Origin of the sequence: Collimonas sp. (assembly GCF_039923675.1) — a bacterium.
In the GTDB taxonomy this organism is placed as follows: Bacteria; Pseudomonadota; Gammaproteobacteria; order Burkholderiales; family Burkholderiaceae_D; genus Collimonas.
Genome location: NZ_JBDTCG010000017.1, coordinates 200,147 through 218,211, shown reverse-complemented (window position 1 = coordinate 218,211; position 18,065 = coordinate 200,147). Strand labels below are relative to the sequence as shown.

At 59.6% G+C, this 18,065-nt stretch carries 16 protein-coding genes; 12 read left to right on the top strand and 4 right to left on the bottom strand.

The window, feature by feature from the left end; translation table 11 throughout:
- Positions 1 to 140 precede the first annotated feature (140 nt).
- On the top strand, positions 141 to 1,040 hold the full coding sequence (locus ABI171_RS04780; protein WP_348091460.1) for a DMT family transporter: 900 nt from the start codon (positions 141 to 143) through the stop codon (positions 1,038 to 1,040).
- A gap of 155 nt (positions 1,041 to 1,195) precedes the next feature.
- Positions 1,196 to 1,501 carry an NIPSNAP family protein gene (locus ABI171_RS04775; protein ID WP_348091459.1) on the top strand — a complete coding sequence of 102 codons (306 nt, stop codon included), beginning with the start codon at positions 1,196 to 1,198 and terminating at the stop codon, positions 1,499 to 1,501.
- A gap of 82 nt (positions 1,502 to 1,583) precedes the next feature.
- Here the strand turns inward: ABI171_RS04775 and ABI171_RS04770 are convergent, their stop codons facing one another.
- On the bottom strand, positions 1,584 to 2,180 hold the full coding sequence (locus ABI171_RS04770) for a nitroreductase family protein (RefSeq protein WP_348091458.1): 597 nt from the start codon (positions 2,178 to 2,180) through the stop codon (positions 1,584 to 1,586).
- A 321-nt stretch (positions 2,181 to 2,501) separates the two neighbouring features.
- Here ABI171_RS04770 and argS point away from each other — a divergent pair, with 321 nt between their 5' ends.
- The 5 genes from argS to ABI171_RS04745 all read left to right on the top strand — a co-directional run bounded on the left by argS (position 2,502) and on the right by ABI171_RS04745 (position 7,417).
- The gene (argS, locus tag ABI171_RS04765) at positions 2,502 to 4,238 is read left to right on the top strand and encodes an arginine--tRNA ligase (RefSeq protein WP_348091457.1); all 1,737 of its coding nucleotides are present in this window, start codon (positions 2,502 to 2,504) and stop codon (positions 4,236 to 4,238) included.
- Between the two features lie 112 nt (positions 4,239 to 4,350).
- Positions 4,351 to 5,097 carry an SPOR domain-containing protein gene (locus tag ABI171_RS04760; RefSeq protein WP_348091456.1) on the top strand — a complete coding sequence of 249 codons (747 nt, stop codon included), beginning with the start codon at positions 4,351 to 4,353 and terminating at the stop codon, positions 5,095 to 5,097.
- A 71-nt stretch (positions 5,098 to 5,168) separates the two neighbouring features.
- Entirely contained in the window at positions 5,169 to 5,882 is a 714-nt protein-coding gene (locus tag ABI171_RS04755) for a thiol:disulfide interchange protein DsbA/DsbL (RefSeq protein WP_348091455.1), read from the top strand.
- A 125-nt stretch (positions 5,883 to 6,007) separates the two neighbouring features.
- Positions 6,008 to 6,790: an SDR family oxidoreductase gene (locus ABI171_RS04750; RefSeq protein ID WP_348091454.1), complete on the top strand. Its 783-nt coding sequence runs from the start codon at positions 6,008 to 6,010 to the stop codon at positions 6,788 to 6,790.
- A 3-nt stretch (positions 6,791 to 6,793) separates the two neighbouring features.
- Positions 6,794 to 7,417, top strand: a complete 624-nt coding sequence (locus tag ABI171_RS04745) for a LysE family translocator (RefSeq protein ID WP_348091453.1) — start codon at positions 6,794 to 6,796, stop codon at positions 7,415 to 7,417.
- Between the two features lie 123 nt (positions 7,418 to 7,540).
- On the opposite strand, the gene ABI171_RS04740 is transcribed toward ABI171_RS04745, so the two are convergent.
- Together ABI171_RS04740 and ABI171_RS04735 are read right to left on the bottom strand one after the other, a co-directional pair.
- The gene (locus ABI171_RS04740; protein WP_348091452.1) at positions 7,541 to 8,608 is read right to left on the bottom strand and encodes an MBL fold metallo-hydrolase; all 1,068 of its coding nucleotides are present in this window, start codon (positions 8,606 to 8,608) and stop codon (positions 7,541 to 7,543) included.
- A gap of 31 nt (positions 8,609 to 8,639) precedes the next feature.
- Positions 8,640 to 9,560, bottom strand: coding sequence for a LysR family transcriptional regulator (locus tag ABI171_RS04735; protein ID WP_348091451.1), 921 nt, complete (start codon positions 9,558 to 9,560; stop codon positions 8,640 to 8,642).
- 138 nt (positions 9,561 to 9,698) lie between these two features.
- Here ABI171_RS04735 and ABI171_RS04730 point away from each other — a divergent pair, with 138 nt between their 5' ends.
- Entirely contained in the window at positions 9,699 to 10,910 is a 1,212-nt protein-coding gene (locus ABI171_RS04730; RefSeq protein ID WP_348091450.1) for an MFS transporter, read from the top strand.
- A 119-nt stretch (positions 10,911 to 11,029) separates the two neighbouring features.
- Here the strand turns inward: ABI171_RS04730 and ABI171_RS04725 are convergent, their stop codons facing one another.
- Complete coding sequence (locus ABI171_RS04725) at positions 11,030 to 12,736, bottom strand: GMC family oxidoreductase N-terminal domain-containing protein (protein WP_348091449.1); 1,707 nt, start codon at positions 12,734 to 12,736, stop codon at positions 11,030 to 11,032.
- A 270-nt stretch (positions 12,737 to 13,006) separates the two neighbouring features.
- Between ABI171_RS04725 and ABI171_RS04720 the strand changes: the two genes are divergently transcribed.
- The 4 genes from ABI171_RS04720 to ABI171_RS04705 all read left to right on the top strand — a co-directional run bounded on the left by ABI171_RS04720 (position 13,007) and on the right by ABI171_RS04705 (position 18,051).
- A complete protein-coding gene (locus ABI171_RS04720) occupies positions 13,007 to 13,714 on the top strand; it encodes an SDR family oxidoreductase (RefSeq protein WP_348091448.1) in 708 nt (235 codons plus the stop codon).
- A gap of 183 nt (positions 13,715 to 13,897) precedes the next feature.
- Positions 13,898 to 14,977, top strand: coding sequence for an aromatic ring-hydroxylating dioxygenase subunit alpha (locus tag ABI171_RS04715; protein ID WP_348091447.1), 1,080 nt, complete (start codon positions 13,898 to 13,900; stop codon positions 14,975 to 14,977).
- 269 nt (positions 14,978 to 15,246) lie between these two features.
- The gene (locus ABI171_RS04710; protein WP_348091446.1) at positions 15,247 to 17,100 is read left to right on the top strand and encodes a fatty acyl-AMP ligase; all 1,854 of its coding nucleotides are present in this window, start codon (positions 15,247 to 15,249) and stop codon (positions 17,098 to 17,100) included.
- 3 nt (positions 17,101 to 17,103) lie between these two features.
- Entirely contained in the window at positions 17,104 to 18,051 is a 948-nt protein-coding gene (locus ABI171_RS04705) for an acyl-CoA desaturase (RefSeq protein WP_348091445.1), read from the top strand.
- The last annotated feature ends 14 nt before the right edge of the window (positions 18,052 to 18,065 follow it).

The window sequence follows — 18,065 nt, the reverse complement described above, 5'->3', positions numbered from 1 at the left end:
CTTCCCCCCGTTTTAGAATTAGTCTGGACTTACGCAAAACTGTCCCAGCAAGGCACGACGACGACAGTACGGCGTACGGCTAGGAGGAGTAACGCCGCTGGGGCAGTTTTGCGTAAGTCCTATTAGTGAAAGACCGCAATATGCCTACTACCCGCAAACCGTTAGACGGCCTGGCCATGAGCCTGATGTTAATCCTTTGTATGTGCTGGGGGTTGCAGCAGGTGGCGATCAAGGTGGCGGCGCCGAGCATTTCGCCGATTTTGCAGAATGGCTTGCGTTCGGCCGTGGCGGCGGTGCTGGTGAGCGGCCTGATGTGGTGGCGCGGCAGCAAATTTTCGCTGACCGACGGTAGCTTCTGGCCGGGCCTGGCGACCGGCTTGCTGTTTGCCGGTGAATTCCTGTGCGTTTCCATCGGCTTGAACTACACCACCGCTTCCCACATGTCGGTATTCGTCTACACCGCGCCGATTTTCACCGTGCTGGGTTTGCACTGGCTGGTGCCGGGCGAACGCTTCGGCCTCACCCAGTGGCTGGGCGTGCTGGCGGCGTTTGCCGGCATCGCGGTGGCGTTCGCCGGCGGCTTTGAAGCCGGCGCGGGTTTCAGCCGCACCCTGGTCGGCGATGCGCTAGGCGTGCTGGCCGCCGTATTCTGGGCCGCAACCACCATCATGATCAAGCGCAGCGTCCTGACCAATACGTCGCCTAGCATGACCTTGTGGTACCAGCTGGTGGTCGCCGCCCTGGCGTTGCCGCTGCTGGCGCTGGTTTCCGGTCAGACGGAAGTCGCGCCGCTGACGGGCATCATGTGGGTCAGCTTGGTGTTCCAGTCGCTGATCGTGGCTTTCGGCAGTTTCCTTGCGTGGTTCTGGATGCTGCGCCGATACCTCGCCTCCCGGCTTACCGTGTTTTCATTTTTAACGCCGCTGTTCGGAGTCAGTTTTGGCGTCTTGGTGCTGAACGATCCGATCGGCTTGCCGTTCGTGTTTGGCGCTTTGCTGGTGCTGAGCGGGATCGTGCTGGTCAACTGGCAACGCAGTTAGATAGGACTTACGCAAACCGCCCTGACCGCGTTGCATCTCCTAGCCGTACATTCGTACTGTCTTCGTCGTTGCGCTTTGTCAGGACGATTTTGCGTAAGTCCTCTTAGATATTCAACAAGGTCTTATAAACGTTAAACCTGCTCCAAGGAAAATACATGGTTACCTGCTATCTGCGCTACATCATCGACGCCGGAAAACTCAAGGAGTTCGAGCACTACGGAAAATTGTGGATACCGCTGGTCGAGAAATTCGGCGGCACGCACCATGGTTATTTCTTGCCGTCGGAAGGCGCCAACAACGTCGCCCTGGCGCTGTTCACCTTTCCCAGCCTTGCCGCCTACGAACAATATCGCATCAAGATGGCGAACGATCCGGAATGCCTGCTCGCCTTCAAGTATGCCGAGGAAACCAAGTGCATTATTAGTTACGAGCGCAGCTTCTTCCGGCCCGTATTTGAATGAGGCATTGCAAAAAAATGCGGGTTAACAGTTTGCACCGTTAACCCGCATTGAATTTACTTGTCGAAACAATATGCAAGGGCGATCAGGCCTTGAAAGTACCTTCCGACACCAGCGCTTGCAAAGGCAAACGCGGGCTAGGCTCTTCCTTGGCGCGCAAACCTTCCGGCAGCATGGCCTTGTCGCCGATCTTGCCGATGGCTACCGCTGCTTCAATGGCGAAATTGGCCGGTACGCCCAGTTCGGTACGCGTCTTTTCCTTGTCGAAACCAGCCATGCCATGCGCATGCCAGCCGGAGATGCTGGCTTGCAGCGCCAGGTAACCCCAGGCCGAACCGGCATCGAAAGAATGGGTAGGCGAAGGCAATTCTTCGCTGCTGCCCGGCGGCGCAAAAGTGGTTTTTGACAAAACGATCACCAGTGCGGCGGCGTTTTCAGCCCAGCTGCGGTTGAATTCGTTGAGCAAACCCAGCAATTTGGTCCACTGCGGCGTGCCGCGGCGGGCGAAGACGAACCGCCATGGCTGCGAGTTGTAGGACGATGGTGCCCAGCGCGCTGCTTCAAGGATGGTCAGCAATTCTTGCTCTGAAATTTCATCCTGGGCGTAGGCGCGTGGCGACCAGCGGCTGAGGAATTGCGGATGGGCCGGGTGATCGGCAACGCGTGGCGTGGATTGGGTCATATGGTTTCCTGTGGTTTCCAGTAAATAAACTGTATAGAGATAAGGGATGCAAAATCGCTGTGGCCGCAGCGTTCCCGGCCAAGACGGTGCATCTTATCAGCAGTTTTTGATGCTTGCAGAGGCGCCGGGAATTTATGGCATAGCTTAGCGGCGACGGCAGATTGCCCTGCCAAGGCGGAGCGCCAAGCCGGTATAATCGGAAATAACCAAGGCTGTCCGGGAGAGCTCCAGGCGTTTGAGCAATCCCGCAGACTTTCGCATAATCCTGTGCGGCGCACTGTATTTCCGCGCCGCATTCTTGTTCTACTGATACTCAATCCTATGCTTGCACCGCAAAAACAACAGATCATCGACCTTTTCAACGCTGCATTGCAGCCTATTGTCGCCGGTACCGGCCTGACGCCGACGGTGACGCTGGAGCGTCCGCGCGATGCTTCGCACGGCGATGTCGCTTGCAATATCGCCATGCAACTGGCGAAGCCGCTGAAAAAGAATCCGCGTGAACTGGCGCAAGCCGTGGTGGCGGCAGTCATGGCTGGCGCTGCGGGCGGCAACCTGATCGAGGCGGCCGAGATTGCCGGTCCAGGCTTCATCAATTTGCGTCTGACGGCAACGGCCAAGCAACAGGTGGTCAAGACTGTGCTGGAACAAGCGGCTGAATTCGGCAAGAGCCAGCTCGGCGCCGGTAAAAAGGTGCTGGTCGAGTTCGTCTCGGCCAATCCGACCGGTCCGTTGCACGTCGGCCATGGCCGTCAAGGCGCGCTGGGCGATGCCTTGTCGGCATTGTTTGAAGTGCAAGGTTTCGATGTCACCCGCGAGTTTTACTATAACGACGCCGGTGTTCAGATCGCTACTTTGGCGACCTCGGTCCAGGCGCGCGCCAACGGCTTCAAGCCGGGCGACGCAGAATGGCCGGAAAGTGCTTACAACGGCGACTACATCGACGATATCGCCCGGGATTTCCTGGCGCGCAAGACGGTGGCAGCCAGCGACGGCGAACCAGCCACCGCCAGCGGCGACATCAACGATATCGAATCGATCCGCAAGTTTGCAGTAGCGTACCTGCGCCGCGAGCAGGATTTGGACTTGCTGGCCTTCGGCGTCAAGTTCGACAACTACTACCTGGAATCCTCGCTGTACAAGGATGGCAAGGTCAACGCCGCGGTCGACGCGCTGATCGCTGCGGGCGTCACCTATGAACTGGATGGTGCCTTGTGGCTGCGCACCACCGACTACGGCGACGACAAAGACCGCGTGATGCGCAAGACCGACGGTACATATACCTACTTCGTGCCGGACGTCGCCTATCACATCGTCAAATGGCAGCGCGGCTTCGGCAAGGTCATCAACATCCAGGGCAGCGACCACCACGGCACGATCGCGCGGGTGCGGGCCGGTCTGCAGGCGGTCAGCATGGGCATCCCGCAGGGCTACCCGGATTACATCCTGCACAAGATGGTCACCGTGATGAAGAACGGCGAGGAAGTGAAGATTTCCAAGCGCGCCGGTTCCTACGTGACGGTGCGCGACCTGATCGAATGGTCGGCCGGTGAAGAAACTCCCGCAGATGGCGCGCCGCGCGACCTGACCCGCGGCCGCGACGCCGTGCGGTTTTTCCTGATCTCACGCAAGGCCGATACCGAATTCGTGTTCGATGTCGACCTGGCGCTGGCCAAATCCGACGAAAATCCGGTCTATTACGTACAGTACGCCCATGCCCGTATCTGCTCGGTGCTGGCGCAATGGACCGGCGATGAAGCCAGCCTGGCCACGATCGATCTCAGCCCGCTGACCGCGCCGCGCGAAGCCAGCCTGCTGGCCAAGCTGGCGGAATATCCAGACATGCTGCAACATGCGCTGGAAGAACTCGGGCCGCACCAGGTGGCGTTTTATCTGCGCGATTTGGCGGGCGAGCTGCATAGCTACTACAATGCGGAGCGGGTTTTGGTCGACGATGAAGCGCTCAAGCTGGCGCGCCTGGCGCTGATGTACGCAACCCGCCAGGTGTTGCGTAACGGCCTGGCGCTGATCGGCGTGTCGGCGCCCGCACGGATGTGATTTGAATCTACAATAGATGAGTTCCGCATGGCAATGTGTCTGATCCGGCGTCCGCGCCGGTAGCACGGTTGCCTGAAGGAAGTGTCTGTAACCAGTATGTCATTGGGGAAGTATGAGCAAACTTAACAACAAGCTTCACACCAAGCTTAACTACAAGCAAGCTGGCGGTACTTTACTGGGCCTGATTTTCGGCCTGATTATCGGATTGGCGATTGCCGTCGTGGTGGCGATCATGATCACCAAGACGCCTACGCCATTCACCAACAAGACGGTGAAGGCCGACAAGCCTGCAGACGCCATTACGGCTCCTGCCACGCCGGCCGCTCCGGCTGCGGGCACGGACCAGCTGCCCGATCCGAACAAATCCCTGTACGGTAACAAGGACGCGGCCAAGGAAGCCGCCAAGGCATTTGCGCCGGCCAATCCAGCGAATCCTGCCATCCCTCCGACAGATGGTTCGCCGGCAGCCATCAACCAGGCGGCCGAGAAAAAGCTGGATGCACTGGTAGCCAAGGCCCAGGAAAAGCCGGCGCCGGTGGTCGATAAATCGACTGCGGACAAGACCAAGAAGGCCGCCGGCGACATTGCCGAAGCCAAGACCAAGGCCGCGGCGGCGGACGACAACTGGATCTATTTCCTGCAAGTCGGCGCCTTCCGCGAACAGAATGAAGCCGAAAGCGCCAAGGCCAAGCTGGCCTTGATGGGTTTCGAAGCCAAGATCAGTGAACGCCAGGCGGATACCGGCTCGCTGTACCGAGTGCGTGTCGGCCCGTTTAATCAGATGGAAACAATGAACCGGATTCGCGGAAAGTTGTCAGATAACGGCGTTAATGCGGCTGTGGTGCGGGCTGCGAAATAAGAGATCCCTGTCAGCATGTCGCCGCTGCGCGGGTAAAAAAATCAAACAATTTCATTTCGATAGGATACTTCATGCGTTTTTTTCAAAAAGCCCTGGCTGTAGCCGGTTTTAGCCTGAGTCTCGGCCTGCTTGCCGTCAGCGCGAGCGCATCGCCGGCCAGCCCGGTTGCCGGCACCGACTACAAAGTTCTCGACAATCCGCAGCCGACTGATAGCGGCCTGGGGAAAAAAGTCGAAGTGACGGAGTTCTTCGGTTACTTCTGTCCGCATTGCAACGCGCTGGAACCGACGCTGGAAGAGTGGGTCGCCAAACAGGGCGACAAGATTTCCTTCAAACGGGTGCCGGTCGATTTTGGCGATCCGAATGGCGATCCGAAGAAATCGCCTTACGTGACCCAGAAAAAGCTGTACTACACGCTGGAAGCGATGGGCAAGCTGCCTGACATGCACAAGAAGGTCTTCAACGCCATCCATGTACAGCGCCAAAATCTGAATACCGATGCCGCCGTCGCCGATTTCGCCGCCAAGCAAGGTCTCGACAAAGCCAAATTCGTGGATGTCTACAATTCCTTCGCGGTGCAAACCAAGGTGACCCGCGCCACCCAGCTGCAGAACGCCTACAAGGTCGACGGCGTGCCGATGCTGGTGGTTGACGGCCGCTACGTCACCTCGCCGTCTGTCGTCGGCGCAACGCCTGGCGCCGGCACTACCGAGGCAGCCTTGTTCAAGTCGACACTGCAGGTGATGGACAGCCTGGTGACCAAGGCCGCGGCAACCAAGAAGTAAGCTGAATGGCCGTTAAGGCCCGCCAGCAGCAGGTTTGGCAGCACATGTTCAAAAGTCCGCCTCTCGCAAGAGGGCGGGCTTTTTTATCGAGGTTTGATTAAATAACGCCAAGATTGGTCATTTTCATGAAACGCATATTCATCACCGGCGCCTCGAGCGGCATCGGCGCCGCCCTGGCGCAATATTATGCGGAGCAGGGCGCCGCACTGGGGCTGGTGGCCAGGCGGCAGCCGGTGCTGGAGCAACTGCTGGCCAGCCTGCCGCATCCGGAACGGCATCGTTTGTATGCGCTGGATGTCAACGATCATGCCGCGTTGAGCGCGGCGGCGGCGGATTTCATCGCGGCGGGTGATGGCGTCGACGTGGTGATCGCCAGCGCCGGCATTTCGCAAGGCACGCTGACCGAGCATGCCGAGGACCAGGAAGTATTCAACCAGGTATTCGCTACCAACGTGCTAGCCACGGTAGCGACTTTTGCACCATTCATCGCCACCATGAAGCGCCAGGCCCAGGCCGGTCGGCGCGATTTGCGGCTGGTCGGCGTCGGCAGCGTGGCGGGGATTCGCGGCTTGCCGGGCGCCGGCGCTTACAGCGGCTCGAAGGCTGCTGTGATCAGTTATTGCGAGTCGCTGCGAGTGGAGTTGCGAGACAGCGGTATCAAAGTGGTCACCATCGTACCCGGTTATATCGATACGCCGATGACCCAGGTGAACGATTACAAGATGCCGTTTTTGATGCCTGCATCTCGCTTTGCCGCCAAAACCGGCGCCGCGGTTGCGCGTGGCAGCAGTTACCAGGTGATCCCGTGGCAAATGGGCGTGGTCGCCAAGCTGTTGCGGGTATTGCCAAACTGGCTATATGATCTGGTCTTCTCAAAAGCGCCGCACAAGGCGCGCAAAACGGATTGATCCATGGAATTCCACAATTTCTTCCTGTTCGTGCTGACTGAACTGGCTTTATCGGCCTCGCCAGGGCCTGCAGTCATGCTGGTGGTCGCCTATGGCATCACGGCGGGCCGGAAAAAATCGATTTTTGCGACGCTGGGAATACTCACCGCCAACGCCATTTATTTCACCATTTCGGCGACCGGACTGGGAGCGTTGATTGTCGCTTCGCACACCTTGTTCACGGTGGTGAAATGGCTGGGCGTAGCCTATCTGGCGTATCTCGGCTTGTCGGCAATTTTCGGCCGGCCTTCGCCGATTACGGCGTCCAAATTAAATGGACAGAATGCATCCGGCTGGAAAATCTGGCTGAGCGGCCTGACCCTGCAACTCGCCAATCCGAAGGCCTTGATTTTTTTCATCGCGATCTTGCCGCAATTCCTGAATCCGGCTGCGAACGTGCCGCTGCAAATGATCTGGCTGGCGGCCGGCTCGATGATTCCGGAATTCTTCATCCTGCTCGGCTACGCGGTGCTGGCGGGCAGAATGCAAACCATCGCCACCCGTCCAAGCTTTGCGCGGATCACTGACCGGGTCGCCGGCAGCCTGATGCTGGCGGTGGCGATGATCGTGGCGGCGATCCAGCAGTAACTAATTGTTTAAGGCTCTTCCACAAATCGCGTCATCCCCGCGAACGCGGGGATCCAAATTTGCGGATTAAAATGGATTCCCGCGTTCGCGGGAATGACGTGCAAGGAGTTATTTGAGGTCATTTTAAATAACGCTAAAGCGGTAAACCTGATCTGCATCCAGCCGTCGCTTCAGCACGCCGTCAAACCACAGTTTGTGCAAATGCGCCAACGCTTCGCCCAAGGCGAAGGTCATCTGATGCGCATCGAGCGGGCGACGAAACATGATGGGGACGATATCGCTGGCCGATTGCGGCGCGGTTGTGCAAGCACTCACTACCTCTGCTAGCCTTTCCCTATGATGTTGTTGCAACTGGTCGATGCGAATCTGCAAACCGCGGAACGGTTTACCGTGCGAGGGTAGCACCAGCGTGTCGGTCGGCAGGTCGCGGTATTTTTCCAGCGAATCCATATACTGCTGGACCGGATTGGATTCCGGTTCAATCGCAAATACCGAGACATTGGTGGAAATCCGTGGCAACACCATATCGCCGGAAATCAGCAGTTCGAGATCGTCGCAATACAGCGCCACATGCTCCGGCGCGTGGCCGAAGCCGGTGATCACGCGCCATTGATGCTCGCCGATGCGCAGGCTTTGCCGGTCCGCCAGCCGGTGATAGGCCTGCGGCACCGACGGCACCATCGACGGGTAATAGGACTTGCGCTGGGATACTTTGGCGACGACCTCGGGATCGCGCATGCCGTGTTGCTGGAAATGCGGCAAGGCCGCGCTGCCGTCGGCGCCGGGCAGGGCGGCCGCCATGATGCGCGCGGAAAAATACTCGCCGCCGCTCATCCACAGCGGCGCTTGCCAGCGCGTGCACAGCCAGTCGGCCAGGCCGACGTGATCCGGGTGGCAATGGGTCACCAGCACCCGCAGCACCGGCAGGCCGCGCATTTCATTGGTAAAAATCTGTTCCCAGGCGGCGCGTGTGACGTCGCTGGAAATCCCGCAATCGATGATGGTCCAGCCATGGCGGACACCGTCTTCAGTGTCGATGCTGTCTTCCAGCAGCCACAGGTTGATGTGATCCAACGCGAACGGCAAGCTCATGCGCAGCCAGCGCACGCCGGGGGCAACTTCCAGGGTGGCGCCGCTGGCTGGCAGCGTGTCGCCGTAGGCATAGCTGAGCTGGGCTTCTAGTGCGTTCATTGGGGTGTTTTCTTTCTGCTCGATAGGGCACTCATGGAGTGCGTTGGGTGGATTCAAAATGCGCGGCTGCATCGCCTGCGAATTCTATGAAAGACCGGACCGCGCCGGATTGCTCCGTATTGCGGTAGATAAGCGCCACTTCCGCCTGTTGCCTGACGCCCGCAAGCGGGATGTAGCGGATGCCGCTGCGCATGATGGCCCGGACTGAAGCGGGGACGATAGATACGCCCTGGCCGGCGGCAACCAGAGCGATGATGGTTGTCATTTGCTGCGCAACCGCGCCGACGGCAGGGATGAAATTGGCATCCGCGCAGATTTGCAATAGTTGATCATACAGCCCGGAACCAAACCCCGGCGGAAACAGGATGAACGGTTCTGACGCCAACTGCCGAACGTCGATGAATTCGCTCGATGCAAGGGGATGGTCAGCATTTAGAACCGCGATGAACGGCTCCACGTTTAACCGCAGGGCTTGAATTCCAGAGGGAAGGATGTTGCCGGTGGGGCGGATGAAGCCGACATCCAGGCTGCCATCGAGCAGGGCATCGATTTGCCGGCTGGATGACATTTCGCTGAACCCCAGGGTGACGTTCGGGCGGCTTTGCGCATATTGCTGAACCAGGCCGCTAAACATATCCGACAGCGGAATCGAGCTGGCGTAGCCGATATCGAGATTCCCCATTGCTCCCGACCGGGCGCGCTGCGCCACTCTTTCGGCATGCTCGACTTGCGCCAATACTTTTCTTGCCTGATGCAGAAACAGACTTCCTTCCGCAGTGAGCGTCACGGCCCGGCTGGTCCGATCGAAAAGCCGGATACCGAGATCTCGCTCCAGCGCGGTGATCTGCCGGGTCAAGGGAGGTTGCGCAATATGCAGTTTCTCGGCCGCGCGTCCAAAATGCAACTCATCCGCAGTGACAACAAAATATTTCAATCGACGCAGATCAAGCATAAGGGCACAACCAAAAAAGTATTAATCAGGGGAAATAAGGTATTGGCTGAAAAGAATAACTTAATTTATAACGTTCTTCTCGCCGTAACGATATTCTTCACATTATTGCTCATGCTTGCACATTCCAGTGATTCCCGATTGAGCTCATACCGCTGGCTGGTGCTGGCGGTGGCCACCATATCGCAAGCCAGCGCGGCATTTGTCACGCAGGGCCTCGCCGTGCTGGCGGGCTTCCTGCAAAAAGATCTCCAACTTTCGACTACTGAAGTCGGCTTGTTGTTTACGGCTTCGGGGGTGGCGCCGATCCTGACGCTGCTGTTTGTCGGCGACTTGCTTGATCGCAGGTCGGAGCGGACCATCATCGGCGCCGGCACGCTCATCATTGCGCTCGGCCTGGCCGGCGCCATCCTGGCGCCTTCGTTTGCCGTTCTGTTAGCGGCCTTGTTCGTGATCGGCATAGGCTATAGCACGGTGCAGCCCGGTGGCAGCCGCTCGATATCAAAATGGTTTCGCAGCGATCAGCTTGGAATCGCCATGGGCATCCGCCAGGCAGGCCTGCCGCTGGGCGGCGCCGCTGCCGCAGGGATCCTGCCGCTGCTTGTCGGCAGCGGCAGCTGGCGTACCGCATTGACATTCAGCGTGGCAGTCGTATTGGCGGGAGGGCTGCTGTTCTGGCTGGTTTACCGCTCCCCCGATCTACCGGATGGCGAAGGCAAGCGGCCAGTGTTGACGGTGCGTTATCTGATCGCCATGTTGCGTCAACGCTGGATGCAACTGGTCATCTGGTCGGGCCTGGCGATGGTCGGCACGCAGTTTGGCGTCGTCGTCTATCTGATGCTCTTTTTGCGCGACAGGCACGGCACGCCTTTGTCCCAAGGGGCCTGGCTGTTGTTGCTGATTCAAGTGTGCGGTGGCGTCGGCCGCATTATCCTATCGATGTGGAGCGACCATTGCAGCAAGTCTGGAAAGCGGTTTTTCCCGGTATATGTGTGCATGGCGGCTGCCATGCTGGGTTTGTTCGCATTGATGTATCTGCCTGCCGGCATGGAAAAATTCTGGCTGATCGGCATTGTCGCCTGGCTCGGTTTCTTCGGGATCGGCTGGTATGGCCCCTGGGTCACCTATATTGCAGAATCAGCGCCCAAGGAAAGCGTCGGCCTGGCCCTGGGCGCAGCCATGACCGTCAATCAGATAGGCATCGTGCTGTCGCCGCCTCTGCTTGGCTTGATTTTTGACGTGACGCGAAATTACAATTTTCTGTGGTGCACATTGATCGCGTGGATCGGCGTCACGCTGTTAGCGGTTCGGGCGCAACGCCGCGCCCCCCGGCTTGAAGCAGGCAGCTCATGATGAGGGCATGACTGAGCGCGTTGTCTGCAGGCGCCATCGTCGCGGCAAGCCCGTTTGCCACGTCGAAAACCCGAATGGATCCCGTCTTCTCCCTTACTTTCCGGTACGCGTAACAACCCTTAAATCTGCGGCACCATGCCCAGCTGCTCCGCGGCGAGCTCGGCCAGCATCATGGTCGGTGCGTGTGTGTTGACCGCGGTCACCTCCGGGATTACCGAAGCGTCGACGACCATCAGGTGGTCGACGCCCCACACCCGGAAACGCGCGTCCACCACACTGTTGCCGGGGCTGCTGCCGGCAGCACAGGTGCTGACATAGTGGAAACCGGCGCCGCCGTTTTGCGCGATGAACGCCAGTTTCTCGCTCCGTGTATTCAGGAGGGACGGCGAGTTCAGTCCCGCCGAGAACGGCTTGAGGGCGCGACTGTTGCCGATGTCGATGGCACGGTCCAGGCCTAGGATCATGTTGTCCTGGTCGGTCCGTTCCTGCAGGTAGCGAGGATCGATGCGCAATGGCTTGCGCGGATCCGCGCTGACCAGTTTGGCAGTGCCGCGGCTGCGCGGCTTGACAAGGAAAGGGGCAATGCTGAAACCCGCACCGACCGGCAAAGTACTGGTCAGAAACGGGCTCTGCAGGCACATTACCTGGACATCCGGCGCCCACTGGCGCGATCGGTTGCTAAAGTAGGCGAACGCGGAAGCGCCATTCGAGACAGGCGGCGGCAAGAGGGCCTGCGACTTGAACAGGATATTCAGCAGCAGGATGTGGTCTTGTAGATTTCTCCCGACATCGGGCATCTCATGCAGCAGCGGGATGCCAAGCGGCGCAAGCTGGTCGGCGCAGCCGATTCCCGACAGCATCAGCAATTTTGGTGATTCGAAAGCGCCTGCGCAGAGAATGGTTTCTCGCGCGGCGGTGATTTTCTTCGGTACGCCGTCAACGATGGTGTTGATGCCGCGGCATCTGTTTCCTTCCAGCTCAAGTTTAGTCACCAGCGTGTCCGACAGCACCGTCAGGTTAGGACGGGTCAGCGCCGGCACCAGGTAGGCTTGCGCCGGCCCCGAGCGGCGGCCGTCTGCGGTCGCGTTCACTTCCGCGACGCCGATGCCGTCCAGTAAACCACCCGCATTCAGTTCGATCTCGCCCAGGCCGAATTCACGTCCGGCGGCCAGGTAAGCCGGCGTCAGCGGATGTTGCGGCGCATAGCGGCCGAAGGTGATCGGACCGGTGCCGGCCGGCGAGCGTAATGGGCGTGCGCCTACCTGCGGCGTCGCCAGCCGCAGGTAGGCGCGGTGCAGCGCCGCTAGATTCCACTCCGGGCCGACTTGTTCTTCCCAGTGCAGGTAATCGCGTGCATCGCCGCGCAGCCAGATCATGGCGTTGATGCTACCCGATCCGCCCCAGATTTTCCCTCCCGACGCCGCCTGCGGACGATTGCCCAGGCGCGGCGCCGGAATGCTGGTGCGTCCCCAGTCGGTATCGCTGAACAGGTTCTGCTGCCACAGCTGGGCCTGGGCAATCTTCGGCTGGCTGAGGTCGGCGCCGCCTGCCTCGACCAGCAGCACCGAGGCGCCGCTGGCCGAAATACGGCTAGCCAGTATGCACCCCGAGGAACCGGCGCCGACGATAATATAGTCATACTCGTCGCGCAGCGCAGCGCGCCGGATGGCCTGGTTGCGGTTGGCGGCCTCGGCATGCATCGCCAGTAAACTTGCCGAACTTGCGCTGACGCCGAGCGCAAGCAAGCGCGCGAGAAAATCGCGGCGGCCGATCTTGCCGCTGAGCGCCGCGCGTTCCAGTTCGTCGATCTTCAATCCTGTGCTCATGTCATGGTCCGTTGAATTTTCCGTTGATGCCAAACCGGCAGGAAACTATAGGTACTAAGAGCAGCGGTGTATGTTGCGCCGGGGGCCAATTTTATTGCTCGCCGAGACAATCGCGTTGTCTAGGTCTTGCAGGGTATCGATTGTCCCGGCGAGCAATAAAATTGGCCACTGGCGCAACATACATGGACCGCCTTAGTACCTATAGTCATTCCGAAGGCTTCATTGACCGTATAACCTCGCCAGTCAGTGGCTACACAAAGGAGTAATGAATTGGATATCAAAGGTTCTGTCGTTTTTGTCACCGGCGCCAATCGCGGCCTCGGCCTGGCGTTTGTGCATGGCTTGCTGGCCGCCGGCGCCAAGAAGGTGTATGCAGGCGCGCGCGATCCGGCAACGATCTCATTACCCGGCGTGCAGACGGTCAAGCTCGACATCACCAATCCGGCAGACGTACTGGCTGCGGCGAAACTCGCCTCGGACACCAATATACTCATCAATAATGCTGGAATCCTGGCGCCTGGCGCCTTCCTCGGCGAGAACGGCGCCGCAGCCAGCCGCCGGCAGCTGGAAACCAATTTCTTCGGCACCCTGGCCATGGCCCAGGCATTTGCGCCGATCCTGCACGAGAACGGCGGCGGCGCCATGGTCAATGTGCTGTCGGTCCTGAGCTGGCTCAATCTGCCGCCGATCGGATCCTATTGTGCGTCGAAGGCCGCCGCATGGGCGCTGACCAACGGCCTGCGCAACGAGTTGCGCGGCAATCGCACCCTGGTGGTCGGCGTGCATGCAGCCTATATCGACACAGACATGGCCAAGCATGTCGATGGTCCGAAAACCAAACCGGAAGAGGTTGTCCGGCAAGCGCTGGAAGCGATTGAACTTGGCCGCGAAGAAGTCCTGAGCGACGACATTACGAAAAAAGTAAAACTGGAATTGAACGCCGAACTTCCCGTCTACGTACGGGAATGGGGTAAATAAAGCCACGGCAAGTCCTCTCAATCAAAGCCCCGCGTTTACAACGCAACTCCGGGGCTGTTGCGAAACCCGCCTGTCGTCATTGCACCCGGTGGTTGTACTGCATTTGCCGTACAGCCCGGGTCGATACGCTTGCGCACTTGATTTCGCAGCCGCCGCACCACAAAAAAACTTGGGAAGTGCCCTATGCTGATTCGAAATTCCTGGTACGTCGCCGCACTATCGTCTGAAATCAGAACGGAATTGTTCGCACGCAAGATCTTGAACGAAAACATCGTCATGTACCGCAGCTCGGACGGCACGCTGGTAGTACTCGAAGACCGCTGCCCGCACCGCCAGGTGCCGTTGTCGAAAGGCCATCTTCAGGGCGACACGCTGGTCTGCTGGTATCACGGCTTGCAGTTCGACGCCAAAGGCAAATGCATCCACATCCCCAGCCAGCAGCTGATTCCCCGGCGTGCCTGCGTCAAGACCTATCCGGTCGCCGAAAAATATGGCTTCGTGTGGTTGTGGATGGGTGATCCCGCGCTCTGCGACGAGGCGCTGATTCCCGATCACTCGGTATGCAGTTCGGCGCAGTTCGCCGGCGAAATGTGCTACACCCACGTGCTGACCGATTACCGGCTGGCGATCGACAACCTGCTCGACCTGACCCATATCAATTACGTGCATACGGAAACAATCAGTTCGATAGCGGTAGCCGAAACACCACCCGATATCACAGTGAACAAGCGCGAAGTGCGTGTGCGCCGGGTGCTGCGCAAGGAAAAAAATTCGCCGCTGCTCAAGAAAATGATGGGGCTCGACTTCATCGACCGCATCCAGGAAGTGATTTTCTGGCCGGTCGGGAATACCCGCGTGGAAACCACTGCACGCGCTCCCGGCGAAACAGACGGCGCCGCGCTGCGTCTGTTTACCACCTCGATATTTACGCCGGAAACGGACAACAGCAGCCATATCTGGGTCGGCATGCATCGCGATTTTGCACTCGACAACCAGCCGCTGACGCAGATGATCCTGCAAGAGGTGGTCAAGACCGTGCTTGAAGACAAGGACGTCACCGAACACCTGCAGCAGAACTGGAAACAGAGCGCTCCCATCGTCCATCTCGCTGTCGACCAGGCTGCTGCGGCTGCGCGTCGCATGCTGACCGAACTGAGATTGCAGGAATCCGGCGTGCGGGAACGAGGCATCGTTGAACTTGATTTTCGCAACAGCGCGTCCTCTGAAAACTGGGTGGGCGAGGCTGGCGTCGAGGTCATCTAGCAAACCGCGGCAGCGCCAGGTCTGCATGGTTGCCGACAGTTAGTTCGGTAGTCCCGGTCAATATGGCAAGGAGCGCATGGTCCGGCTCCGCGCCATATGCATAAAGCGCAGATAGATATGCGCGCAATGACGCGTTGCAGCAAGTTGTCTCGCGCAGCAATCAAATTGGCCACCGCCGCAACAGACACGGTGCAAGGTAATCCATATAGTCGTCTCGTAGATTGACACGGCGGCGCGGTTTTCCTGGCAATAAAACAACGGAGTATCGAATGACATCCAGCTTGAGCATCAGCGAAGCGGCAGTGTTGGTCTCGCAACAGGCCGCGCAAGATATCGACATGGACGCCATCCTGCGCCGGCGCGCCGCGGCAACGCCGGACGAGGTGGCGTTGCGTTTCCTCAAAAACGGCGAAGACGATATCGCCGAATTGACCTATCGCCAACTCGACTTGCGCGCCGCCCGTCTGGCGCAACAGCTCAAACAGCAACTGGCGCCGGGAGCCCGGGTGCTGCTGGTGCTGGAGCCAGGCCTGAATTACGTCACGGCGCTGTTCGCCATTTTCAAGGCTGGCGCAACGGCTGTACCGTCGTTTCCCCCGGTCGGCAGCCGCGCTGTCTCGCGCTTCGCCAGCATCTGCAACGATTGCAATGCGCAGCTGGTGATCGCCGAAGGCAGCCTGCACGCAGCTGTGGAGCGTCTCAATGCCTCACTCTCCGCCGACGGCAATTTTCCTGAATGGCTGTTTGTCGGCAGCGATTTTTTCGAAGCACTGGACACGCAGCCAATACCTGTGGATGCCAACGATGATGCTGGCAGCGGCGCGCAGTTTCCGGCGCTGCTGCAATACACATCCGGCTCGACCGGCAATCCCAAGGGTGTGGTGCTTTCCGCCGCCAACCTGATCAGCAATAGCCGCGTGCTTGACACCCGGCTGGGATCGGCAGAAAAACATATCGGCTTCACCTGGCTGCCGCCCTACCACGACATGGGCCTGATGGGAGCGCTGCTGCTGTCAGTGTATAGCGGATTCACGCTGGTGGTCATGACGCCCGCCCACTTTGTACAGCGCCCGCTGCGCTGGCTGAAAGGCTTGTCTACGCACCAGGTCACGACCTCGGTGGCGCCGAATTTCGCGCTCGACCTGTGCGTCGACACCATTACCGAAGAAGAGATCGCCGAACTCGACCTGAGCAGGCTGACGATGCTGTTTTGCGGCGCCGAGCCGGTGCGGCAAGCCACGCTTGACCGCTTTTCGGAAAAATTCAGAGCGGCCGGATTCTCCAGCGCGGCTTTTGTTCCATGCTACGGCCTGGCCGAAGCCACCCTGTTCATTTCCGGCAAATCGGATCGCGACGCCACACCCGGGACGCTGCTGCTGGACCATGAAGCGCTGGCCCGCGGCCAGGCCCGGCCGGCGGTTGCGGATGCGCCCGCCACCGCAATCATCAGCTGCGGCACGGTGGCGAGCGGCCACGTGATGGCCATCGTCGATCCCGACACCCTGCAGCAGCTGCCCGCCGGCGCAGTCGGCGAACTATGGTTCAAGGGCGCCAGCGTGGCGCAAGGCTATCTCAACCAGGCAGAGACCAGCGCCGAAGTATTCAATGCCTATATTGCAGGCGATCCTAAGGACGGCCCCTACCTGCGCACCGGCGACCTCGGTTTCATGCTTGATGAAGAACTGTATATCACCGGCCGTATCAAGGACGTCATCATTTTCGCCGGCCGCAATCTCTATCCGCAAGATATCGAAGCTGCGGCCCAGGCCAGCCACCCGGCGATCCGCACCAACGGCGTCGCCGCATTCTCGGTGACACGGGATGACACGGAACAGCTGGTGGTGGTGGCCGAGATCCTGCGCTCAGCCAAGCTGAACGGTGAAGACCTGGAAAACGTCGAAGACGCGATAGCTGCCGCCATCACCCGCAGCCATGGCGTGGCGCCGCATACCGTGCACCTGGCGCCGGTATCGACGATTCCCTTGACCACTAGCGGCAAAGTGCGGCGCAGCGCCTGCCGCGACGCCTTCAACGCCGGTTCGCTAGCCTGCGTCAAGGCCCGTTCGACGCCATCCGCAACTGTGGCGGAAGCCGATACCACCACACTTTTCCAACAGGGGTAAGCAGTGACCAATACCAAAATTCCTGCGGCTGCAGCGCCCGGCGAGAAAGTACAAGCGCTCAGGGACGGCGACACCAAGGCGCGCAGGCTGGCTTATGTGACGGTGCTGACGCCCGCCATCGGTTTCGTCGCCGCGCTCTGGTATTCGATCCAGTTCGGCTTCAGGCAGCAAGACATGATTCTGCTCGGCGTCATGTACCTCCTGACTTCGTTCGGCGTCGAGGGGGGATTGCACCGCTTCTTTTCGCATCGCGCGTTCAAGGCCGGGCCGGTGGTGACTGCCGTCATCGGCATCCTCGGTTGCATGGCGGCGCAAGGGCCCATCCTGTTCTGGGCGGCGACGCACCGCATGCACCACGTCTTCACCGATCAGGACGGCGACCCGCATTCGCCGCGGGTGCTCTCGCCCGGCCTGCGCGGCCGCATCAAGGCTTTATGGCATGGCCATGTCGGTTGGCTGTTTACGGTCAAGCGCAGCAACTGGAGCAGCTATGTGCCGGACCTGTTCGGTAGCAAGCTGGTGCTGTTCGTCAACCAGCATTACCTGATCTGGGTATTCCTCGGGCTGGCGCTGCCGGCCGCTATCGGCGCCGCGCTGAGCGGCATCGAAGGCGCGATCGGCGGCCTGCTGTGGGGCGGCCTGGCCAGGATCTTCCTGCTCGACCAGGTGACCTGGGCGGTCAATTCAATCGGCCATACCTTCGGCAAGCGGCCTAACCAGACCCGCGACACCAGCGGCAACATCGGCTGGCTGGCGCTGGTGTCGGCCGGCGGCGGCTGGCACAACAACCATCACGCCAATCCGGCGCTGGCGCACAACGATTTCCATTTCTGGCAGATCGACACCACAGCTTGGGTGATCCGGTTGTTAGGACTGGTCGGCCTGGCCTGGGATATCCGCCAACGCCAGAGCGCCGATCCGCTGGACCAGAAACTTTTCAACAACGATTAACGTCGGGAAAACGC

What these genes read in the sequence shown, in the direction of transcription:
- ABI171_RS04780 (WP_348091460.1), top strand. Translation starts at nt 141, where the DNA reads ATGCCTACTACCCGCAAACCGTTAGACGGCCTGGCCATGAGCCTGATG.
- ABI171_RS04775 (WP_348091459.1), top strand. Translation starts at nt 1,196, where the DNA reads ATGGTTACCTGCTATCTGCGCTACATCATCGACGCCGGAAAACTCAAG.
- ABI171_RS04770 (WP_348091458.1), bottom strand. Translation starts at nt 2,180, where the DNA reads ATGACCCAATCCACGCCACGCGTTGCCGATCACCCGGCCCATCCGCAA.
- argS (WP_348091457.1), top strand. Translation starts at nt 2,502, where the DNA reads ATGCTTGCACCGCAAAAACAACAGATCATCGACCTTTTCAACGCTGCA.
- ABI171_RS04760 (WP_348091456.1), top strand. Translation starts at nt 4,351, where the DNA reads ATGAGCAAACTTAACAACAAGCTTCACACCAAGCTTAACTACAAGCAA.
- ABI171_RS04755 (WP_348091455.1), top strand. Translation starts at nt 5,169, where the DNA reads ATGCGTTTTTTTCAAAAAGCCCTGGCTGTAGCCGGTTTTAGCCTGAGT.
- ABI171_RS04750 (WP_348091454.1), top strand. Translation starts at nt 6,008, where the DNA reads ATGAAACGCATATTCATCACCGGCGCCTCGAGCGGCATCGGCGCCGCC.
- ABI171_RS04745 (WP_348091453.1), top strand. Translation starts at nt 6,794, where the DNA reads ATGGAATTCCACAATTTCTTCCTGTTCGTGCTGACTGAACTGGCTTTA.
- ABI171_RS04740 (WP_348091452.1), bottom strand. Translation starts at nt 8,608, where the DNA reads ATGAACGCACTAGAAGCCCAGCTCAGCTATGCCTACGGCGACACGCTG.
- ABI171_RS04735 (WP_348091451.1), bottom strand. Translation starts at nt 9,560, where the DNA reads ATGCTTGATCTGCGTCGATTGAAATATTTTGTTGTCACTGCGGATGAG.
- ABI171_RS04725 (WP_348091449.1), bottom strand. Translation starts at nt 12,736, where the DNA reads ATGAGCACAGGATTGAAGATCGACGAACTGGAACGCGCGGCGCTCAGC.
- ABI171_RS04715 (WP_348091447.1), top strand. Translation starts at nt 13,898, where the DNA reads ATGCTGATTCGAAATTCCTGGTACGTCGCCGCACTATCGTCTGAAATC.
- ABI171_RS04710 (WP_348091446.1), top strand. Translation starts at nt 15,247, where the DNA reads ATGACATCCAGCTTGAGCATCAGCGAAGCGGCAGTGTTGGTCTCGCAA.